Here is a 17919-nt window from a genome sequence, read left to right as displayed (position 1 = left end):
GCGTAGAGCCTACCCCTGCTGCGTCCCCAGCACGACGGCGGCCGTCGCCTCCGCGATCGCCTGTTCTTCGTTGGTGGGCACCACGAGCACCGGAATGAGTGAATCAGGGGCGCTGATCACCCGGGCCGAACCCGACCGCTCGAGGTTCGCCGCGCCGTCGAGCTTCACGCCAAGGGCACCCAGCCGGGCAACAACCTGCTCGCGGAAGTCGGCGGAATTCTCGCCAATGCCGGCCGTGAACACGAGTGCGTGCGCCCCGCCAACGGCCACGTGGTAGCCGCCAATGTACTTCGCCAGCCGGTACGAGGCGATGTCCAGGGCCAGCTTCGCGCGGGCGTCCCCGGCGTTGGCGGCGTCGACAACGGTGCGCATGTCGTTGTCCCCGAAGAGCGCCTTGAGCCCGGAATCCCGGTTCAGCATCGTGTCGATCTCGTCGGCGGACATGCCCTGGCGCTGCAGGAAGATCAGGATCGAGGGGTCGATGTCGCCGCTGCGGGTGCCCATGACAAGGCCCTCCAGCGGCGTGAATCCCATGGACGTGTCGATGCTGGCGCCGCCCTGGATGGCCGTGAGTGAGACGCCGTTGCCCAGATGCGCCACCACTGCATTGAAGCCGGCCAGCGGCACGCCCAGCAATTCCGCGGCCCGACCCGTCACGAACTCGTGCGAGGTCCCGTGGAAGCCGTAGCGCCTGATCCCGTACTGCCGGTACAGCTTGTCCGGGACCGCATACCGCCAGGCGTGTTCGGGCAGGGTGCGGTGGAACGCCGTGTCAAAAACGGCCACCTGCGGCATGTCCGGCCACTTGGCGGTGATGGCGCGGATGCCCAGCACATTCGCCGGGTTGTGCAGCGGCGCGAGGGGGTTGAGCCGCTCAATCGAGCGGGTAATTTCATTGTTGACGAGCACGGGTTCGCTGAAGCGTTCCCCGCCGTGCACCACCCGGTGTCCGACGGCGTCAATGGGCCTCTGCGCCAGCTCGGCCGCCAGCACGGCCGCCACCTGGTCCATGGCCTCCCCGTGGTCGGTCGGCCCGCCGGCACCCTCCCCGATGCGGTCAATCAAGCCGGTCGCAGCAACCTCGTTGGTGTCGGTGTCCCGCACCTGGTATTTCAGTGAGGAAGAACCGGAGTTGATGACGAGCACGCGCATTAGGAATCCTTCGCTTCAGCGGGTTCGGCGGCGGGGCCGGCGCCCTGGCCCTGGATGGCGGTGATCGCCACGGTGTTCACGATGTCTTCCACAGTGCAGCCGCGGGACAGATCGTTGATCGGCTTGTTCAAGCCCTGCAGGACAGGGCCGACGGCGACGGCTCCGGAGGATTGCTGCACCGCCTTGTACGTGTTGTTGCCGGTGTTCAGGTCGGGGAAGATGAACACCGTCGCCTGCCCGGCGACAGCTGAAGCCGGCAATTTTGATGCCGCAATGGAAACGTCCACCGCGGCGTCGTACTGGATGGGCCCCTCAATGGCCAGGTCCGGCCGCGCCGCTCGGGCCAGCTCGGTTGCCCGGCGCACCTTGTCCACAGCCTCACCCGAGCCGGAACCGCCGGTGGAATAGGACAGCATGGCGATGCGCGGCTCCACCCCGAACTGTACGGCCGTTTCGGCCGAGGCAATCGCGATGTCGGCCAGCTGTTCCTCGTTGGGTTCGGGATTGACGGCACAGTCGCCGTACACCAGGACCCTGTCAGCCAGCAGCATCAAAAACACGGAGGAAACGATGCGCACCCTGGGACGGGTCTTCACAAATTCCAGCGCAGGACGGATCGTATTTGCCGTGGTGTGGGCGGCACCCGACACCATGCCGTCCACGTGGCCGAGCTGGACCATCATGGTGCCAAAGTAGGACCCGTCTGCCATGATCTCCCGGGCACGGTCCAGGTCGACACCCTTGTGGGCGCGCAGCCGCTGGTATTCAACGGCGAACGGCTCCCGCAGGGGTGAACTTGCGGGGTCCACAATGGTGATTCCGCGCAGCTCGATGCCCTGCGAGGCGGCCTGCTCCTCAACTGCCTGCACCGAACCCAAAATGGTGAGGTCGCAAACGTCGCGGCGGTGCAGGATTTCAGCGGCAGCCAGCACCCGGGCGTCGCTGCCTTCGGGCAGGACAATATGCTTGCGCTCGCTGCGGGCACGCTCGATCAGTTCATGCAGGAACCGCAGCGGGGTCATGGTCTCCGGCCGCGGCAGGGAGAGCCTGCCAAGGAGTTCCCCTTCGTCAACATTGCGCGCCCAGGCACCCAGGGCGGCGGCCACCTTGCGCCGTTGCCCTGAATGGATCTCGCTGCGCACCTCGCTGACGGCCCGGGCGGTGCTGTAGGTGTCGTCGTCGGACGTAAAAACTGGGAACGGCGCGTGCGCCAGAAAGGGGAGCACGTGCGGGTCCGGGGCAAGGCCGCCGGTGAGCACCATGCCGCTGGGGACGGGAAACTCCGGCGAAATGGCAGACGCCAACGTCGCGACCATGACGTCGGCCCGGTCGCCGGGGACAATCACCAGGTCGTTGCCATTGAGCAGGTGCAGAAAGTTGCCCACTGTCATGGCGGCGACCTTGATGGCGTGGACGTCGCGTTCGAGCTCGGAGCTGCCGGTCATCTGGCGCAGGCCCAGAGCGGCTGCCACTTCTCCCACTGTGGGGCGGGAAATTTCGGCAATTTCGGGGATCACATAGACGGGCCTGCTGCTGAGGCCCGGGCGCACCGCCGACTTGATGGCGTCCATGTCCGCCCGGTCGGCCCTATTGACCAGCATGGCAAGCAGCGTGCATTTCTCGGCGGCAAGCTCCTTGCGGGCCACGTCAACGGCGTCGGCAACCTCCGCAGCATCCAGTCCCCGGGCGCCGACAACCGCCAGCATGGGCAGGCCCAGGTTGTTGGCCAGGCGGGCGTTGAGGTCAAATTCAACGGCTGCGTCCTGACCGGTGAGTTCGGTGCCTTCCACAATGACCACGTCGCAATTCTTGGCGATCTCGCTGAAAATCTCCACGGCACGGGCATCAATTTCCTCGCGCCGGCCGGCTGCCAGGAGGGCGCGTGCCTCGGTGCTTGTCATGCCTGCGCGGCACACGTCGGTGCCGAGCTGGTACATGCGGCGCAGCATCGCGACGGTGGGGTCCTGCCCGGGATCGGCCGCGGAGGTGATGGGGCGGAAGAAGCCAATCCTGTCCGCGCGCCGGTGCAGGGCATCGGCCAGCCCCAGGGACACCAACGTTTTTCCCGAACCTGGCGTGGTGGCACTGACATAAATTCCACGGGTCATGGTCATTTTTCGCCTTTCGCGCGTCTTCCCTCATCCAAGCACGGTACGGCGGTTTTCGGAGTACATGGCGGCGGGAATCACTGCGGAGCTTGCTTCCCGCCTAGTGTTGGGGGATGGATGGAATGGGCGATCTCTTATTTGGCCGTGTAGATGGAAGTCTCGACATGGTGGTTGTCGCGCTGAGGATTGCCGGCGTGCTGTTGATGTGTGCGGCCCTGGTGTTTTTGGGCCGCCGCCATGAATTGGGCTGGTGGCTGGCGGCCGGGGCCTTCCTCATGCCCGGGCTGGCCGACATTGCCCAGTTCCCCGGCAACAGCATCAGCTCCCCGATGGCATTGTTCTTGTACGTCATCGGCATTGCCGTGCCGCTGCTCTTGACAATCGGCGTCGCATTTTACGGGTTGTTGTCGTTTCACAAGTTCCCGCTCTCCGCCCCCTTCACGCGTGACATCACGGTGCAGCCGTTCCGGGCCGTTGACATTGCGGCACCCCTGGTGGTGGCCCTGGCCTGCGCGGCAGCATCAATGATTGCCGTCATTTCGCTGTACCTGAACTTTTCCGATCCCCTCACGCTGTCCAGGGTCCCCCTGGGCGCGTTGATGATGTCAGGTTTCTTCTTCGGGCTGCTGCCTGCTGGATTGCTGGGGCTTGCGCACCGTTCCCGCTGGGCGTGGTTCCTGGTGGTCGCCGCATCGGCTTTCGCCATTTGGGGCATTGCCGCCTCGGCCCAGGGCTCGGTCTTGATCTTCCTCCACCTGGTCCAGGGCGCCCTTGCAATTTACGGTTGGGGCCGCTGGGCCGGGCTTCCCGCCGGCACCGGGCAAGCAGCGGCCGCGCGCCGACCCTAGCGCCCGCCGTTGACGGCACCGGCACAGCCGTGATCAGATAAAAAGGCTTGCCGCCAAGAGGCAGCTTGCCGCCATGAAGTGAACCGACCCGAAGGAGGACCCAATGATTGTTTTCGCAGCATTCCGCGCCCAAAACATCCGCATTGCCCTCCACAGGAGTCGATTCACCCATGAAGAATTCTGCTGACCAACAGCACTTCGAAAAAACCACCCGCAAGTCAGCCCAGCGCCGCAGCCCCAGGTCCGGCAATGGCTTTGCCGGGTCACAGGAACGCACCGCGGACTGGAACGTCCTTGACGATGCCCTCGCCGACAACCAGCGCTGGTCCACCTGGCCCGAACTTGAAAAGCTCATGCGCGGCCCGTCGCCCCATCCCCCGTTTGTCATTGAGGACGCCGCCGCCATTGACACCGACCTCGGCGTCCTGAAGACCGGCAAGGAGGCGGACGTTTTCCTGGTTGAGCGGGCCACTGACTCCCGCAGCGCCCTCATGGCCGCCAAAAGGTACCGCTCCGCCGAACAGCGCCTGTTCCACCGCTCATCCGCCTACACCCAAGGGCGGTCTGTGCGGCGCTCCCGTGACGCCCGGGCCCTCAAGAACGGCAGCAGTTACGGCCGCGAGGTGGAGGCCGGCCGCTGGGCCAACGCCGAATGGACGTATCTGCGCATGGCGCATGAAAATGGCATCCCCGTGCCTTATCCGGTGCAGATCTGCGGCAGCGAGATCATGATGGAGTTCATCGAGGACCCGGAACACCCCGGCGCAGCGGCCCCGCGGCTGCAGTCGGTCCACCCGGACCGGCAGCGGCTGGAAAGCTATTGGGAGCAGCTCGTCGGCGCCATGACGGCCTTCGCCCGGATGGGCTTCGCCCACGGCGACCTCTCGCCATACAACGTGTTGGCCGCCGGCGACCGACTGGTCGTCATCGACCTGCCGCAGCTGGTTGACCTGGCCGGCAACCTGCAGGGGGCGGAACTGCTGGCCCGGGACTGCAGGAACATGTGCGCCTGGTTCACGTCCCGCGGCCTGGAGGTCGACGACGGTGAGCTTCTGGGCGGGCTGCTCGCCTCAGCCTGGTGACCGGCTGATCTCACCTGGCGCTGGTCGGGCCCGGGGCCACGGCCCCGGACCCAACCTGGCCGTCCAACCAGCTGTCCCAAACCGGCGCCACAAGTTCATACAGCGTCTCGTAGCCCTCGGAGCGCGGGTGGGCGCCGTCGCTCCCGAGCACCTGCCGGCGCCACACGGGGTCCATCTCCAGGGAGTGGAAGACCGGCGCAAACGGAATCCCCCGGCCGCGGCACAGCAGGTGATAAGCCTCTGTGAGCTCGCGAATTCGCTCATTCTGCGCATCGTCGGACACGGCAGGCGGACCGACGACCAGGATGGGATCACCAGCGAACATCTCCAGCATGCGTTCAAGGTTGGCGCGGGAATCCTCCAACGGGACGAGGACGCGGGCGCGACCGTCCACCGGTGTGGTGTCGTTGACACCCATGGACAGCACGACGAGCGTTTGCCGCTTGGGTGAACGCCGCGCGTCAACCTCTCCCCGGCACCTGGCCAGAATGTCGGCGGACGTGTTGCCCCGGATGCCCAGGTTGTAGGCGGTCACCGGGATCCCCGCGGCCGAGGCGCGCGCCGCCAGACGCCCGGTCCAGCCCAGCGCGGTCTCGTCCCCAATGCCGGCCACGAACGAGTCACCGATGAAGCAGAACTGCAGCCCGGCGTCGTCCATCAGGCGGACCGGACCTTGCCGGGCAGGAACGGCAGCCAGGGTGCGGAGTAGACGAGGCTCACCGGCTCGCCCTCCGCAACGCTGAAGCCGGCCTCGCCAAACTTCCAGAGCCGGTTGTACAAAAAGATCCTGACCTCAACGTCCCCGGCCACCTTCCAATTGCGCGTGCCCCACTGGGTTGGCTGGGCCGTGCCGTCGATCACCACCGTCGGCCGTGGAAACCACCCCAGCCACGGCTTGCGGAGGGACAGTTCAAAACGGTGTGTCACTTGCGGGAGTTCAGTCACACCGCCAGCCTATCCGTTGTTTGACAGCACGACGGCGGCACTAAAGTTGCGCCGCCGCCTCACCCTCTGCGACCGGCCGCCGCAATTCCCAGGCCCGCTCCGGTGCCAGCGCAGCAAGGAAGGCATCGTCATGGCTCGACACGATCATGGCCCCCTTGTATCCGGCGAGCGCCGACACCAGCTGTTCGGTGGAGACGAGGTCCAGGTTGTTGGTGGGCTCGTCCAGGAGCAGCAGCTGCGGTGCAGGCCGCGCCAACAGGATCCGGGCCAGGGCCACCCTGAACCTTTCCCCGCCCGAGAGCTCCCCGACCGGCTGGTTGGCGAGCCCACCGCGGAAGTGAAAACGGGCCAGCTGCTCACGAACATCGGAGAGTGCCGCCGACGTTGCTGCTGCACGCACGTTCTCCAGGACAGTCAGCGAATCGTCCAGGCCTGCCCAGGAATCGCCTTCCTCCCCGGAGCCAATTCGCTGCCGCAGGTATCCAACCGGCACGGCGGCTTGTTGCACCAGCGTGTCCAGAAGGGTCGTCTTTCCCACCCCGTTGGGCCCGGTCAGCATGACCCGCTCGGGTCCGCGGAGCGTGAGGCGCGTGTCGGGCGCAAGCGGGGTGCCGCCGTCGTGCATCATCCCCAAGGCCACAGCCGACGCCGGTGCGTCGAGCACTGTCCGGCCCTGCGGCACGGCGGTCTCCGGCAGGTCTATCCGGATGCGGGACTCGGCAACCAGGGAGTCCTTGGCGTCGGCCAGCGCCGTGGCAGCGTCGGATTCCCGGCTGCCCATGGTGCCGCGCATCTTCCCTGCCGACTGTTCGGCCCGCTTGCGCAGTTCATTGGCAAGGATCTTGGGCAGTGATTCAGCCGCCTTGCGGCCCTGCTTGGCGCGGCGGGCAATCTTTGTCTCCGCCTCGATCCGCTGGCGCTTCTCCGCGGCAAGCCGGGCACCGGCATCGCGGACCAGGCGCTCGGCGCTGTCGCGCTCCGCTTCCACCTCGGCCTGGAAAGCGTCCCAATTCCCGCCGTGCCGGACCAGCTGCACCCGCTCCCCGGTCCACGCCCGGCTGCGAACGGGCCGGAGTTCGGCGATGGCGTCGACGCGTTCCAGCAGGGCGCGGTCGTGCGTGGCCACCACCAACGTGCCGCGCCACCTTTCAACGGCGTGGTGGAGCCGCTCCCGGGCGGTGCGGTCCAGGTTGTTAGTGGGTTCGTCAAGCAGCGTGATGGGCTTCGCGGCAAGCTCCAGCCCGGCCAGGGCGGCGATCATGGCCTCCCCGCCGGACAGCGTGCCCACTGTCCGGTCCAGGAATTCCGGCCCGGCGGCCGGCAGCCCGTAGCCGGCCAAAAGTGCGACGGCGCGTTCCTCCAGGTCCCAGTCGTCGCCGATGAGCTCAAGGTTCCCTGCCATGTTTTCCTCGTGCCCGGCCAGGACCTGGGCCAGGGCGCGGCGCTTTTCGGCCAGGCCCAGAAGTTCAGTGACGCTTTGTCCGGTGCGCAGGGTCAGCTTTTGTGGCAGGTAGGCCACGGGCGACGACGTCGCCAGGGTCCCGCTGCTGGGCACCAGTTCCCCGGCAATCAAGCGCAGCAAGGCGGTCTTGCCAGTGCCGTTGGGGCCTACCAGGCCCGTACGGCCAGCGGCGAAGACGGTGCTGAAGTCATCAAATGCAGGGGTGCCGTCGGGCCAGGAAAAGGCAAGGTGGGACAGCGAAATGGGGTGGGTGTTCTGCATGGTTCTCCTCGACGATGAAGGCGCCGGAGCTGCGGGCCGAGCCTCTTGGGGCGCAGCGTGCATCACTTCAGCGCTGGTTAGGCGAAAGCGAACCAAGTCTTCAACGGATTTTCCTCACGGAGGGGACAGAACTTATCAAGTGTCGCACGGGACTGGCCGGGGTTGTCAAGGTGCGGTGTTGCCGCGGCGCCGGCGCGTCATTTGCCGGACAGCTTCATCGTTTACGCTGCTAGGTATGACTAATGCCGCCGAAGAACTGGGCACCACTGCCGCCAATTGGTGGGCCGCCGTCCTCAACGGCTTCACCCGCACCGACGCCCCCAGCGTTTCGACAATCCTGTTGCTGGGCATTGTGGCGGCGGCCGTGCTGCTGAGCATCCCGCGCGTGACGTGGCGCTGGTTCGGCCTCTATGTGACGTTTGTGCATGAACTGGGCCACGCCTTCGCCGCCCTCATGACCGGCCGGTTCATCCACGGGCTCAAGATCGGGCTGGACCATTCCGGCCAGCTGGTCAGCAGCGGCCGGCGCGGTTTCAGTGCCACCTGGTCAGGATTTTGGGGCTACCCGGCGCCCGCTGTGGTTGGCCTGGCCTTGGTCTGGTCGGTGTCCGCCGGCTGGGCCGGCGCCGCGGCCTCCGTGGGTGCGCTCGTGCTGCTGCTCGCCCTGATTTTCCTCCGAAATTTTACCGGCATCTGTGTGGCCCTGGTCAGTGCGGCCATTGCCCAATGCCTTGTCATGTTCGCCGATGCACAGACCGTCAGCTATGTGGTCCTGGCCCTGGGCATCGCGCTGGGTGTCGGTTCGGTGCGCGATTTCTTCAAGGTGGCCGCCGTCCACACCCGCCGTCGCACCCAGCTGGCCAGTTCCGACGCCTACATTCTGGCGCAGTCCACCGGGATGCCGTCGTTCATCTGGCTGGCCGGTTTTGCCGTCGTGATTGCCGGCTCGGCCGCACTGTCCACCTGGCTGCTCTGGGGCCTGCTGGCACCCTGATCCCCGGCTGCGCGGGTCCCTTCCCAGCGCATGCAGGGTTTCCGTTACTCTTTGTATTGGCGCACGCCCACCATCTGTCCCTGGACAGGACCAGATTCGCACTCCGGGGATCGCTGGCGGCGCAACCACCTGGAAAGGGTCTTTCATGAGCAATTACAACGGGGCGCCGCAGCCCCCATACAACTCCCCGGTTCCGGGTGCGCCCGCTCCCCAGCCCGGCCCATCCAACCGCAAGACCCTGGCCATCGTGTTTGGATCCATTGCGTTTGTTGTCGTGCTTGCCGTGATCGCCTTGTTTGTTTGGGTCATCCCGGCATTGACGAAGGTCGCGGCCAACGAGCGGCCCGCCCCCACGGCGAGCACCGGCCCGGCGGCGTCGGGCGCTCCGTCCACGCCGGCTGAAACTAAACCAGAAACGGAGCCGACGCCTGCGGATTCTTCTCCCGATTCTGCTGCCGGCGACGGGATGCCCGAGGGCGCGGTGGCGCTGCCGAAGGGCTGGGACGAACTTGACGGCCCCAGCAACGTCCCGGCAGACGACGATCCGCTGTTCGGGAAGTTCGTCACGGGTGAGTCCTCGTTCCAGCACCTCAAATCATGGGGCTACGACGGCACGTTTGGCATTACCACGGATACGGAGACCGGTGAGGCGATGCAGCAGGTCGCCCAGGGCACCGAGGAGAAGGATGCCGACGGAATTTCCATGGCCTTTGCCTTCTTCGCAGAGTCTGAGGAGGGAAAGTACGGCACCGATCCGGCCAAGGTGAGGGCCGCCATCCAAGCCACACAGGACAAGCTCGCCGGCACTCCCGCCGCCGAGCTGCCCCAGCAGTTGGTGGGGCACAAATGTGCCTCGGACTTCCAGTCCAGCACCCCTGAAACCCGCGAGTTTCGGCGCGGTCTCGCCGTTGTGGTGAGTTTCAGCTGCAAGACTGCCGCCGGAGACGACATTGAAGCGGTGAATCTTTTCTCCGTGACCCCGTGGGGGACCCCGCAGCGGATGGGCATCAGCGGCCACAAGAGCTACTGGGACGCGAACCCGGGAACGCTTGAACTGCTTGCCAACTCCTACCGCATCAACAAGTGGAAGCTCTAAGGACGTTCGCGGCGACCCTGTCCCAGGCGGAATGAAGCGACGGCAACAGCGCCGGTCATGACCATGCGGAGGTCGGCCGCCCGCTCATCAGGGGCGGCCGGCAGTTCGAAGCTGATCTCGCCGCTGCTCCCTGCCGGAATGTCCAAAGCCACCCACGGCAGCCAGCTCCCGGCGGCCCCCGCCCGTTCGAAGGCGACGCGGCCGCCGTCGCTCCTGACAACGCTCAACGTCCCCTGGCCTGCCGGGGCCGTCGGGTCCGTCGGGGCTGTCTGGCCTCTGTCGGCTGTCCGGCCTGTCGCCCAGTTGCGGTATTCCGCCACCGCCCGTGGATGTCCGGCCATGACGGCGGCGGCCGTGCCGGAAAGGTGGGTTTCCGGCACCAGTTCAAGTCCGTGGGCGGCATCGAAATGTTCGGCGCGGATTTCGCCGCCCGGCTGCCTGTCGGGGCTGCCGGCGCCGGTGAGGACCACGCTTGCCGCCAGGGGCAGGTCCACGGCAGACCTGCCGGCCAGGAAAATGTACTCGCCGGGTTCTGTCAGCATGCGCAGCGCCGTGACGCTGAAAGTGGCCAGCCGCTCGCGCGCCACTGTCACCGTGACCCGGCGCCGTTCCCCTGCCGGCACCCGCACCCTGCTGTGCCCGGCCAGCAGCCTCCGCGGGAACTCAAAGCGGTGGCCGGGTGCGGCCGCATAGATCTGGACCAGTTCCCCGGCCTCCCGGGAGCCGGTGTTGCGCACGGTGACAGCCACCTCAATGCCGCTTTCGCCGTTGTCTGAAACCGTCAGCTCGCTGTATTCGACGCGGGCATAGCCCAAACCGTGGCCCATTGGATACAGCGGCTCCGCCGTCGAATATTGGTACGTGGCGCGCGCGGTGATGATGTCGTAGTCCAAAATTTCAGGCAGGTCGGAGTCCCGGGCAAACCACGTTTGCGGTAGCCGCCCGTACGGCTCGGCCGCCCCTGACATCACCGCGGCCAGTCCGTGCCCCAGTTCTTGTCCGGCATGGGAGCACCACAGGATCGCCGGCACACCGGCCAGCTCGCCCAGGGAGTACGGGTAGGAGGAAATAATCACCAACACGGTGTTGGGGTTGGCCTCGCGCACCACCCGCACCATCTCCTGGTCGCGCTGGGAAAGTTCCAGTGTGCTGCGGTCGAGTGTTTCCCGCCCGCCCAGGTGCGGATCGTTGCCCACAACGACGACGGCGACAGCAGCCTCGGCGGCCGCCCGCGCCGCCGCTTCCAAGCCGTTCTCCTGGATCCGCAGCGCAAAGGTGTCGGCAACGTCAATGCCGCCGGCCAGCAGCAGGGCACTTCCGGTGTGCGTTTCAAGGTGGACCCATTTGCCGGTGCCCACATGCTGCAGCCGCACACCGCCGTCGCTGCCACGGTGCAGGCGGAAGGTCTCCTGCACAATCCAGCCGCCAACCCGGCTCGCGCTTGGGTGCAAATAGCCGTCATTCCCGGCCGCCAGCAGCAGCCCGTTCGTCCGCGAGCGCAGGGTGGCTTCGCCGCCGCCCCAGTCCTGCAGCTCAAACAGCTCGTCCGGGCCGGCCGCTGCGGAACTTGCGGCCAGTGCGTCTTTCTCCCCTGCGCTGCCCAGATAAAGTCCGGTGCGGATGCTGCGCAGGGCGACGACGTCGTGCCCGCCAACCGCGGCAACCCCGGGATACAGCTCGCCGAGGCCTTCGGCCAGGCTGACGGAGTACTCGGGAGTCCCGCTGTACCAGTCAGTGAGGACACGGCTTCCCAGCGCCCCAATCACCGCCAGCCGCCCGGGTGCGGCCGGCAGCGGCAGCAGGGGGCCCGGCGTCGGACTTCCGGATGAGGGGGCCGGAGCATTGTTGGCCAGCAGGACGACTGATTTCTCCGCCGCCTCGCGGGCCAGCAGCCGGTGCGCCTCGACCTGGCGGGCCTCCTCGGCAACCGACGGGAGCGGCGCGGGGCCGCCCCGGAACTCCCCGGTTATGGCGCGCAGGCGCAGCAGCCGCAGGACGCTCGCATCGACGTCGTCCATGGAAATCAACCCGCGCTCAAGCGCCTGCGCCAGGTGGGAAATCGAGGGTGCGGAGTCTGTGCCGTCGTCGGTGAAGTTGTCCACCCCGGCCAGCAGCGCGGCGGCATAGGCGGCAGGGGCGTCCGGGAAGTACTTCTCGGCCGTGTACAAACTCGTGGGCGCCCCGGTATCCGTGACGATCGCCAGCCCGGCACCTCCGGGCCACTGGCGCAAATGCCCGGCCACAAGGTCCGAGACATGGGCAGGCATGCCGTTGACAACGGTTGTAGGAAAGCATGACGGCGCCCACCGCACCATCGGCGATGGGCGTGCTGTAGGCGGGCAGCTCGTATTCGTGCAGCACCCTGGCGCGCAGCTGCGTGGAGGAGACGTTGCGGTCCACCTCATTGTTGTAGCCCAGAAAATGTTTGAGGGTTGGTGTGGTCTGCCAAACATCAGGATTGCTGCCGCGCAGGCCCTGGCAGAATGCCGAGGCCAGACGGCCCGTCTGCACCGGGTCTTCCGAGAAACCCTCCTCGTTCCGGCCCCACAACGGGTGCCGGAGCGGGTTGACCACCGGGGCCCACACATTGAGGCTGACCGACGGATCCGCCGCGTGTTTGGTCCGGACCTCGGCCCCCACCGCCTCGCCCACGCGGCGCAGCAGGTCCTCATCCCAGGTGGCGGCCAGGCCCACCGGTTGCGGGAAAACTGTTGCCTTGCCCAGCCAGGCCACGCCGTGGGCGCCCTCGGTGCCTGTCGCAAACGCGGGGATGCCCAGTCGTTCGACGGCAGGGGAATGCTGGTGCAGCATGGCCAGCTTCTCAGCTGCGCCCAACTGCCACAAGAGTTCTTCGGGGCTGCCCGCCGGCGTCGCGGGCACGGGCTCCGTGGCAGTCATGGCAACAGGGAAGGTCATAACAGTTCCTTTGAAATGGGCACGGATGTTTAAGCGCTTGCGTGCAGGATTGGGCTCCATTCTTACACCAAAATCGGGTGACTTACAACACAAAATACTCTTGCGTCATGGGCTGTTTATGCCCTACGCTCAATTCAATCGATGCGCTTCGACTTCCATCGATAAAATTTTCGATTCGCTTGGCATCACATTTGCTTGACCCCAAGGCCAATCAACCGCAGCCAGCGGCACCGCTGCGAATTCATGGCATCCGCATTCACAAAGGAGTGGCACATTATGAAAAAGCATGAACAGCAGGCCGGCACAGGCAAGGGTCCCGGAAACCTAAACCGCAGGTCATTTCTCGGGCTTGCCGGCATTTCCGCCGTCGCCCTGAGCACCGCGGCCGTCCTGACAGCCTGCGGTAACGGCGCCGGCAAGGCACAGGTGACATCATCGTCGGGCCTGGCCGACACGGTGGCCAAGGTCGTCCCCAGCTACATCCCCATCGACCTGGTCACCCCCGACATTGCCAGCGTCAACGGCTCCACCCCCGGCTTCACCACCATCCCCGCCAAACTGGTCAAGTCCGTGACGGAAGTTCCGGGCAAGGGCGGATCATACAAGGCCATGACACCTGCCTGGTGGACGGTGCCGCCGGCCTTGGCTGACAACAGCTACTACCAGGCTGTCAACGAGGCGCTCGGCGCCACCATCGACTTTCAGGTCAACGATGGCAACAGCTACGGCGACAAGATCCAGACGGTGCTCGCCTCGCCCAAGAACGTCCCCGACTGGGTGGTCATCCCTTCCTGGAACCTGCCGCCGCGTTTCAGTGAAGCCGCGACCAGTGTCTTTGAAGACCTGGCCCCGTACTTGGCTGGCGACAAGATCAAGAAATATCCGAACCTCGCCAACCTCCCCACCGCGGCCTGGAAGTTCAGCTCCTTTGCCGGCGGCCTCTACGGCCTGCCCTATCCCTCCACCCTCATCACGGACGCCTTCTTGTACCGCAAGGACATCTTGACCGAGATGGGACTGGAAGCACCCAAGACTGCCGACGAGTACCTCTCCCTTGCCAAGGAACTGACAAACCCGGGCAAAAACCGCTGGGGTTCGGAAGACGTCTGGACCGGCGCGCAGCTGATGCACGGCGTTGTCCCGAAGTGGTCGCTGGTTGACGGTGCGCTCGTGAACAAGGTGGAGACGGACGAATACCGTGCCGCCCTGGAATGGATCGCCAAGTTGTTTGCATCAGGCGCCGTCCACCCGGACGCCGTGGCCGGCAACGTCCAGCAGGCCAACACCCGCTTTGAATCCGGCGCCACCGTCATGACCAGTGGAGGCCTGGGGTACTGGCACGAAGCACTGGACAGGGTTTTGCCCACAAACCCCTCGTTCGACATGCAGCCCATGGATTTTTTCGCACCGGATGGCGGCAAGCCCACACTCTTCAAGGGCTCCCCCGCCAGCATCTTCAGCTTCATCAAAAAGAACAGTGACAAGACCAAGATCGAGGAAATGCTCGCGGTGGCCAATTACCTTGCTGCACCGTTTGGCACCGAGGAACACAGACTCGTCAACTATGGCGTGGAAGGCGTCCACTACGAGCAGGATGCAAAGAACGTCCCGCAGACAAACGACAAGGGTCGCGCCGAGGTGACGAGCACCTACGCTTTTCTGGTCAATTCCGCGCCCGTCAACTCCATGGTCCAGTACCCGGGCTACGTGCAGTCCGCCAGCGAGTGGGAGGCCCGCCAGGCCCCGTTCGTCAAGGAACCGGAGTTCTTTGGACTGCAGATCGAAGAACCCAGCAAGTTCGGCTCACTGGGCAAGCCCTTTGACGATCTGGCCATGGACATTGCCCGCGGCCGCAAGAAGATCGGCGAGCTCGACGGTGCTATCGCCACGTGGAAGAAGGACGGCGGCGATGAGCTCCGCGAGTTCTACACGGGATTCCTGAGCGCGTGAGCGGGCAGCGTTCCACGGCCACCCTGGTGAAGACGGGCACCGCCGCCGTCCCGGACACCGCATCCCCAGGCAAACCCACCGGCTCCGCCCGGTCCCGGCGCACCCGCGGCACGTCCGCACTGCCGCCGGGGGTGCGGGCCGGGCTGGGCTTCAAGGCCAGGTTCCGCCGCGACAAGGCCATGATCTTCATGACCATGCCTGCGGTCCTGCTGCTGGCCCTCTTCGCCTACGTGCCCATCATGGGCAACGTCGTTGCCTTTCAGGACTACTCACCCTACGTTGGCATCGCCAACAGCCCATGGGTTGGTTTGGAGAACTTTTCCCGGGTGCTCAGCGACGGGAACTTCTGGATGGCCGTCAAGAACACCCTCGTGATCACGGCCTTCCAGTTGTTCTTTTTCTTTCCCATTCCCATCGGCCTGGCGATCCTGCTCAACTCGCTCGTTCGCCCGTCACTGCGCGCCGCCATTCAAGCTGTCGTCTACCTGCCCCACTTCTTTTCCTGGGTCCTGGTCGTGGCCGTGTTCCAACAGATTCTGGGCGGGGCGGGGCTGCTCAATCAGCAGCTGCTGGCCCATGGCTGGCAGGGCCTGGACATTATGACCAACCCCGACACGTTCCTGTTCCTGATCACGTCCCAGTCCATTTGGAAGGACGCGGGCTGGGGCATGATCGTCTTCCTTGCCGCGCTCAATGCCATTGATCCCTCCCAATACGAGGCCGCAGCGGTGGACGGTGCCAACCGGTGGAGCCGCATGTGGCACATCACCTTGCCGGGGCTGCGCCCCGTCATCATCCTGCTGCTGATCCTGCGCCTGGGCGACTCCCTGTCGGTTGGCTTCGAGCAGCTGATCCTGCAGCGTGACGCCGTCGGCGCCGGGGCAGCCGAAGTCCTGGACACGTTTGTGTACTATACGGGTGTCCAAAACGGTGACTGGAGCTATGCCGCGGCAGCCGGGCTCCTCAAGGGCGTCGTGTCGCTGGCGCTTATTCTCGGGGCCAACAAAGTTGCCCACCTATTCGGCGAAGCAGGGGTGTATTCCAAGTCATGACCACCATTTCAAAGTCACACAAAAAACCGGCCGGCCGCGGTTGGCCGCGCAGCACTGAACCTGCCCGCGCAGCGTGGGAGGAGGAACCCACCCGGACGGCGAAAGTTGCCAAGTCGACCACGCTGGTTATTGTGGTGCTGGCCGTCCTGCTGCCGCTGTACACGATCGTGCTGACAAGCCTTTCGCCCCAGTCAGTCATCACCAACGCCGGAGGCCTTGTGTTGGTCCCCGGCGAAATCAGCTGGGACGCCTACCGGCAGATCTTTACGGGAGGCGTTGTCACCCGGGCCATCATGGTCAGCGTTGGCATTACGGCGGTCGGCACCGTTTTGAGCATGGTGGTTTCCGTGCTGTGCGCCTACGGCCTGTCCCGCCCCGGCACGCTCGCCCACACCCCGCTCTTGTTTGTCCTGCTGATCACCATGTTCTTTGCCGCTGGCATGATCCCCTCGTACCTGCTCGTGTCCGGTTTGGGCATGATCGACAGCTATGCGGCCCTGATCCTGCCCAGTTGCATCTCGGTGTTCAACATCATCATTTTGCGCGGGTTCTTCATGGGCATCGACCAGGGAATCCTGGACAGTGCACGGATCGACGGGGCCAGCGAATGGCGCATTCTGGGCCAGATCGTGATGCCGATGTCCAAGGCCGTCACGGCCGTCATCGCACTGTTCTACGGCGTGGGGTATTGGAACGCATTCTTCAACGCCATCCTGTACATCAATGACAGTTCGAAGAATCCGCTTCAGGTGGTGCTGCGGTCCTATGTGCTGCAGGGCGTGTCAGTGCCGGGACAAATCGCCGTGGGGCAGGGTGTCGCCGCGTCGCTGGCCCTGCAAATGGCCGTGATCGTTGTGGCGATGGTGCCGATCCTGTTCGTCTACCCGTTCGTGCAAAAGCACTTCACCAAGGGCGTCATGATCGGTGCGGTGAAGGGCTAGTGGACAGCACCGTCCGCGGCCACGGTGGTGGCCCGCTGCACCAGGGTCGGCACAATCAGCCGCACCTCGGTGGGCTTCTCGGCGTGCAGCCGTTCCATGACCATTTCGACGGCGGCCCGGCCAATGTCATGGGCGGGGATGCTCACTGCTGTCCACGGCACGGTGCTCGAAACCGCCACGTCGGTGGGGGCGATGGCCACCACCGACAGGTCTCTGGGGATCTTCAAGCCCATGGTCGCCAGGGTGTCCCGCAGGATCGGCAGCAGGAACTCGTTGTGCACCACCAGCCCGGTCGCGGCCTCGGGACCCGTCACGAGCTCCTCCAGTGCCTCGGCCAGGGCACCCGCCGTGGATTCGCAGGCACGGCTGGCAAATTCGACGCCCCCGGCGCGGCAGGCATCCTCGAAACCGCTGCGCACCCGGTCGGCATAGGTGGCGTGGCGTTCCAGGGCGGCCTGCGGGGATCCGATCAGGGCCAGCCGGCGGTGGCCCAGATCCAGCAGGTGGCGCACGGAGATTCTGGACGCGGCGGCGAAATCAAAGTCAACGCAACTGATGCCGTAGGCGTCGTCGGGCACACCGATCAACACGGCGGGTTTGCCCATTTTCGCCAGCAGGGGGATGCGTGGATCCTTCGCCTCAATGTCCATCATGACCAGCCCGTCAACAACGGATTGGGAGACCACCCGCTCGATTCCGCCGACGTCGTCCTGGGTCAGGAGCAGCACGTCCTGCTCGAAGGTGCGTGCGGTGGTGACCACGGCGGCGACAAACTGCATCACGACGCTGACGTTGACATCCGCCCGCAATGGCACCACGAGACCCAAGACGTTGGACCTGTTCGAGGCCAGTGCCCGGGCGCCCGCGTGGGGGCTGTAGCCGAGCTTTTCAATGGCCGCCAGCACCTCGTTCCGGGTGTCGGCGGAAATGGTCCGTTTGCCGCTGAGGACATAAGACACAGTGCTTGTGGACACGCCGGCAGCCCGGGCGACATCGTTCATCGTGGCCATGCCACTCTCCTTCTAACCGTCACTCCGCGGCCCGGCATTTCAGCGAACCGCTTCGAGTCTATATGAGCACGCAACACAACACTTATCCATAATCACCGCACC

The 17919-nt window shown here is 65.5% G+C and carries 15 protein-coding genes; 7 read left to right on the top strand and 8 right to left on the bottom strand.

Annotated features, from left to right (window positions below):
• Window positions 1–9: 9 nt before the first annotated feature.
• The gene (locus AC1L6K_RS04315) at window positions 10–1152 is read right to left on the bottom strand and encodes an acetate/propionate family kinase (protein WP_480951493.1); all 1143 of its coding nucleotides are present in this window, start codon (window positions 1150–1152) and stop codon (window positions 10–12) included.
• Window positions 1152–3260 (bottom strand): phosphate acetyltransferase, encoded by a 2109-nt coding sequence (gene pta / locus AC1L6K_RS04310; protein WP_480952695.1) that lies wholly within the window; start codon window positions 3258–3260, stop codon window positions 1152–1154. Before pta ends, AC1L6K_RS04315 begins: the two co-directional genes overlap by 1 nt.
• A gap of 122 nt (window positions 3261–3382) precedes the next feature.
• Here pta and AC1L6K_RS04305 point away from each other — a divergent pair, with 122 nt between their 5' ends.
• The gene (locus AC1L6K_RS04305; protein ID WP_480951492.1) at window positions 3383–4108 is read left to right on the top strand and encodes a hypothetical protein; all 726 of its coding nucleotides are present in this window, start codon (window positions 3383–3385) and stop codon (window positions 4106–4108) included.
• Between the two features lie 170 nt (window positions 4109–4278).
• Window positions 4279–5190 (top strand): serine protein kinase RIO, encoded by a 912-nt coding sequence (locus AC1L6K_RS04300; RefSeq protein ID WP_480951491.1) that lies wholly within the window; start codon window positions 4279–4281, stop codon window positions 5188–5190.
• Window positions 5191–5200: 10 nt separating this feature from the next.
• Here the strand turns inward: AC1L6K_RS04300 and AC1L6K_RS04295 are convergent, their stop codons facing one another.
• The 3 genes from AC1L6K_RS04295 to AC1L6K_RS04285 are packed head-to-tail and all read right to left on the bottom strand — an operon-like array spanning window position 5201 to window position 7858.
• Window positions 5201–5848, bottom strand: coding sequence for a GDSL-type esterase/lipase family protein (locus AC1L6K_RS04295; protein ID WP_480951490.1), 648 nt, complete (start codon window positions 5846–5848; stop codon window positions 5201–5203).
• Window positions 5848–6135 (bottom strand): hypothetical protein, encoded by a 288-nt coding sequence (locus tag AC1L6K_RS04290; protein WP_480951489.1) that lies wholly within the window; start codon window positions 6133–6135, stop codon window positions 5848–5850. Before AC1L6K_RS04290 ends, AC1L6K_RS04295 begins: the two co-directional genes overlap by 1 nt.
• Before the next feature lie 40 nt (window positions 6136–6175).
• Complete coding sequence (locus AC1L6K_RS04285; RefSeq protein ID WP_480951488.1) at window positions 6176–7858, bottom strand: ATP-binding cassette domain-containing protein; 1683 nt, start codon at window positions 7856–7858, stop codon at window positions 6176–6178.
• Window positions 7859–8093: 235 nt separating this feature from the next.
• On the opposite strand from AC1L6K_RS04285, the gene AC1L6K_RS04280 reads away from it, so the two are divergent.
• Together AC1L6K_RS04280 and AC1L6K_RS04275 are read left to right on the top strand one after the other, a co-directional pair.
• Entirely contained in the window at window positions 8094–8852 is a 759-nt protein-coding gene (locus AC1L6K_RS04280) for a M50 family metallopeptidase (protein WP_480951487.1), read from the top strand.
• Between the two features lie 145 nt (window positions 8853–8997).
• Entirely contained in the window at window positions 8998–9948 is a 951-nt protein-coding gene (locus AC1L6K_RS04275) for a hypothetical protein (RefSeq protein ID WP_480951486.1), read from the top strand.
• Here the strand turns inward: AC1L6K_RS04275 and AC1L6K_RS04270 are convergent.
• Entirely contained in the window at window positions 9945–11966 is a 2022-nt protein-coding gene (locus AC1L6K_RS04270) for a glycoside hydrolase family 3 C-terminal domain-containing protein (RefSeq protein WP_480952694.1), read from the bottom strand. The genes AC1L6K_RS04275 and AC1L6K_RS04270 overlap by 4 nt on opposite strands.
• A gap of 16 nt (window positions 11967–11982) precedes the next feature.
• On the bottom strand, window positions 11983–12864 hold the full coding sequence (locus AC1L6K_RS04265; RefSeq protein ID WP_480951485.1) for a glycoside hydrolase family 3 N-terminal domain-containing protein: 882 nt from the start codon (window positions 12862–12864) through the stop codon (window positions 11983–11985).
• A gap of 276 nt (window positions 12865–13140) precedes the next feature.
• Between AC1L6K_RS04265 and AC1L6K_RS04260 the strand changes: the two genes are divergently transcribed.
• The 3 genes from AC1L6K_RS04260 to AC1L6K_RS04250 are packed head-to-tail and all read left to right on the top strand — an operon-like array spanning window position 13141 to window position 16807.
• On the top strand, window positions 13141–14814 hold the full coding sequence (locus AC1L6K_RS04260) for a type 2 periplasmic-binding domain-containing protein (RefSeq protein WP_480951484.1): 1674 nt from the start codon (window positions 13141–13143) through the stop codon (window positions 14812–14814).
• Window positions 14811–15866 (top strand): ABC transporter permease, encoded by a 1056-nt coding sequence (locus tag AC1L6K_RS04255; protein ID WP_480951483.1) that lies wholly within the window; start codon window positions 14811–14813, stop codon window positions 15864–15866. Before AC1L6K_RS04260 ends, AC1L6K_RS04255 begins: the two co-directional genes overlap by 4 nt.
• Entirely contained in the window at window positions 15863–16807 is a 945-nt protein-coding gene (locus tag AC1L6K_RS04250) for a carbohydrate ABC transporter permease (protein ID WP_480951482.1), read from the top strand. The genes AC1L6K_RS04255 and AC1L6K_RS04250 overlap by 4 nt, the downstream gene beginning before the upstream one ends.
• Here the strand turns inward: AC1L6K_RS04250 and AC1L6K_RS04245 are convergent.
• Window positions 16804–17817 (bottom strand): LacI family DNA-binding transcriptional regulator, encoded by a 1014-nt coding sequence (locus tag AC1L6K_RS04245; protein WP_480951481.1) that lies wholly within the window; start codon window positions 17815–17817, stop codon window positions 16804–16806. The genes AC1L6K_RS04250 and AC1L6K_RS04245 overlap by 4 nt on opposite strands.
• Window positions 17818–17919 lie beyond the last annotated feature (102 nt).

Source organism: Specibacter sp. BI4 (genome assembly GCF_056680095.1).
This window is presented reverse-complemented; position numbering and strand designations above follow the sequence as displayed.

What these genes read in the sequence shown, in the direction of transcription:
- AC1L6K_RS04305 (WP_480951492.1), top strand. Translation starts at nt 3,383, where the DNA reads ATGGGCGATCTCTTATTTGGCCGTGTAGATGGAAGTCTCGACATGGTG.
- AC1L6K_RS04250 (WP_480951482.1), top strand. Translation starts at nt 15,863, where the DNA reads ATGACCACCATTTCAAAGTCACACAAAAAACCGGCCGGCCGCGGTTGG.
- AC1L6K_RS04285 (WP_480951488.1), bottom strand. Translation starts at nt 7,858, where the DNA reads ATGCAGAACACCCACCCCATTTCGCTGTCCCACCTTGCCTTTTCCTGG.
- AC1L6K_RS04275 (WP_480951486.1), top strand. Translation starts at nt 8,998, where the DNA reads ATGAGCAATTACAACGGGGCGCCGCAGCCCCCATACAACTCCCCGGTT.
- AC1L6K_RS04270 (WP_480952694.1), bottom strand. Translation starts at nt 11,966, where the DNA reads ATGGACGACGTCGATGCGAGCGTCCTGCGGCTGCTGCGCCTGCGCGCC.
- AC1L6K_RS04265 (WP_480951485.1), bottom strand. Translation starts at nt 12,864, where the DNA reads ATGACCTTCCCTGTTGCCATGACTGCCACGGAGCCCGTGCCCGCGACG.
- AC1L6K_RS04280 (WP_480951487.1), top strand. Translation starts at nt 8,094, where the DNA reads ATGACTAATGCCGCCGAAGAACTGGGCACCACTGCCGCCAATTGGTGG.
- pta (WP_480952695.1), bottom strand. Translation starts at nt 3,260, where the DNA reads ATGACCCGTGGAATTTATGTCAGTGCCACCACGCCAGGTTCGGGAAAA.
- AC1L6K_RS04315 (WP_480951493.1), bottom strand. Translation starts at nt 1,152, where the DNA reads ATGCGCGTGCTCGTCATCAACTCCGGTTCTTCCTCACTGAAATACCAG.
- AC1L6K_RS04245 (WP_480951481.1), bottom strand. Translation starts at nt 17,817, where the DNA reads ATGGCCACGATGAACGATGTCGCCCGGGCTGCCGGCGTGTCCACAAGC.
- AC1L6K_RS04295 (WP_480951490.1), bottom strand. Translation starts at nt 5,848, where the DNA reads ATGGACGACGCCGGGCTGCAGTTCTGCTTCATCGGTGACTCGTTCGTG.
- AC1L6K_RS04300 (WP_480951491.1), top strand. Translation starts at nt 4,279, where the DNA reads ATGAAGAATTCTGCTGACCAACAGCACTTCGAAAAAACCACCCGCAAG.
- AC1L6K_RS04260 (WP_480951484.1), top strand. Translation starts at nt 13,141, where the DNA reads ATGAAAAAGCATGAACAGCAGGCCGGCACAGGCAAGGGTCCCGGAAAC.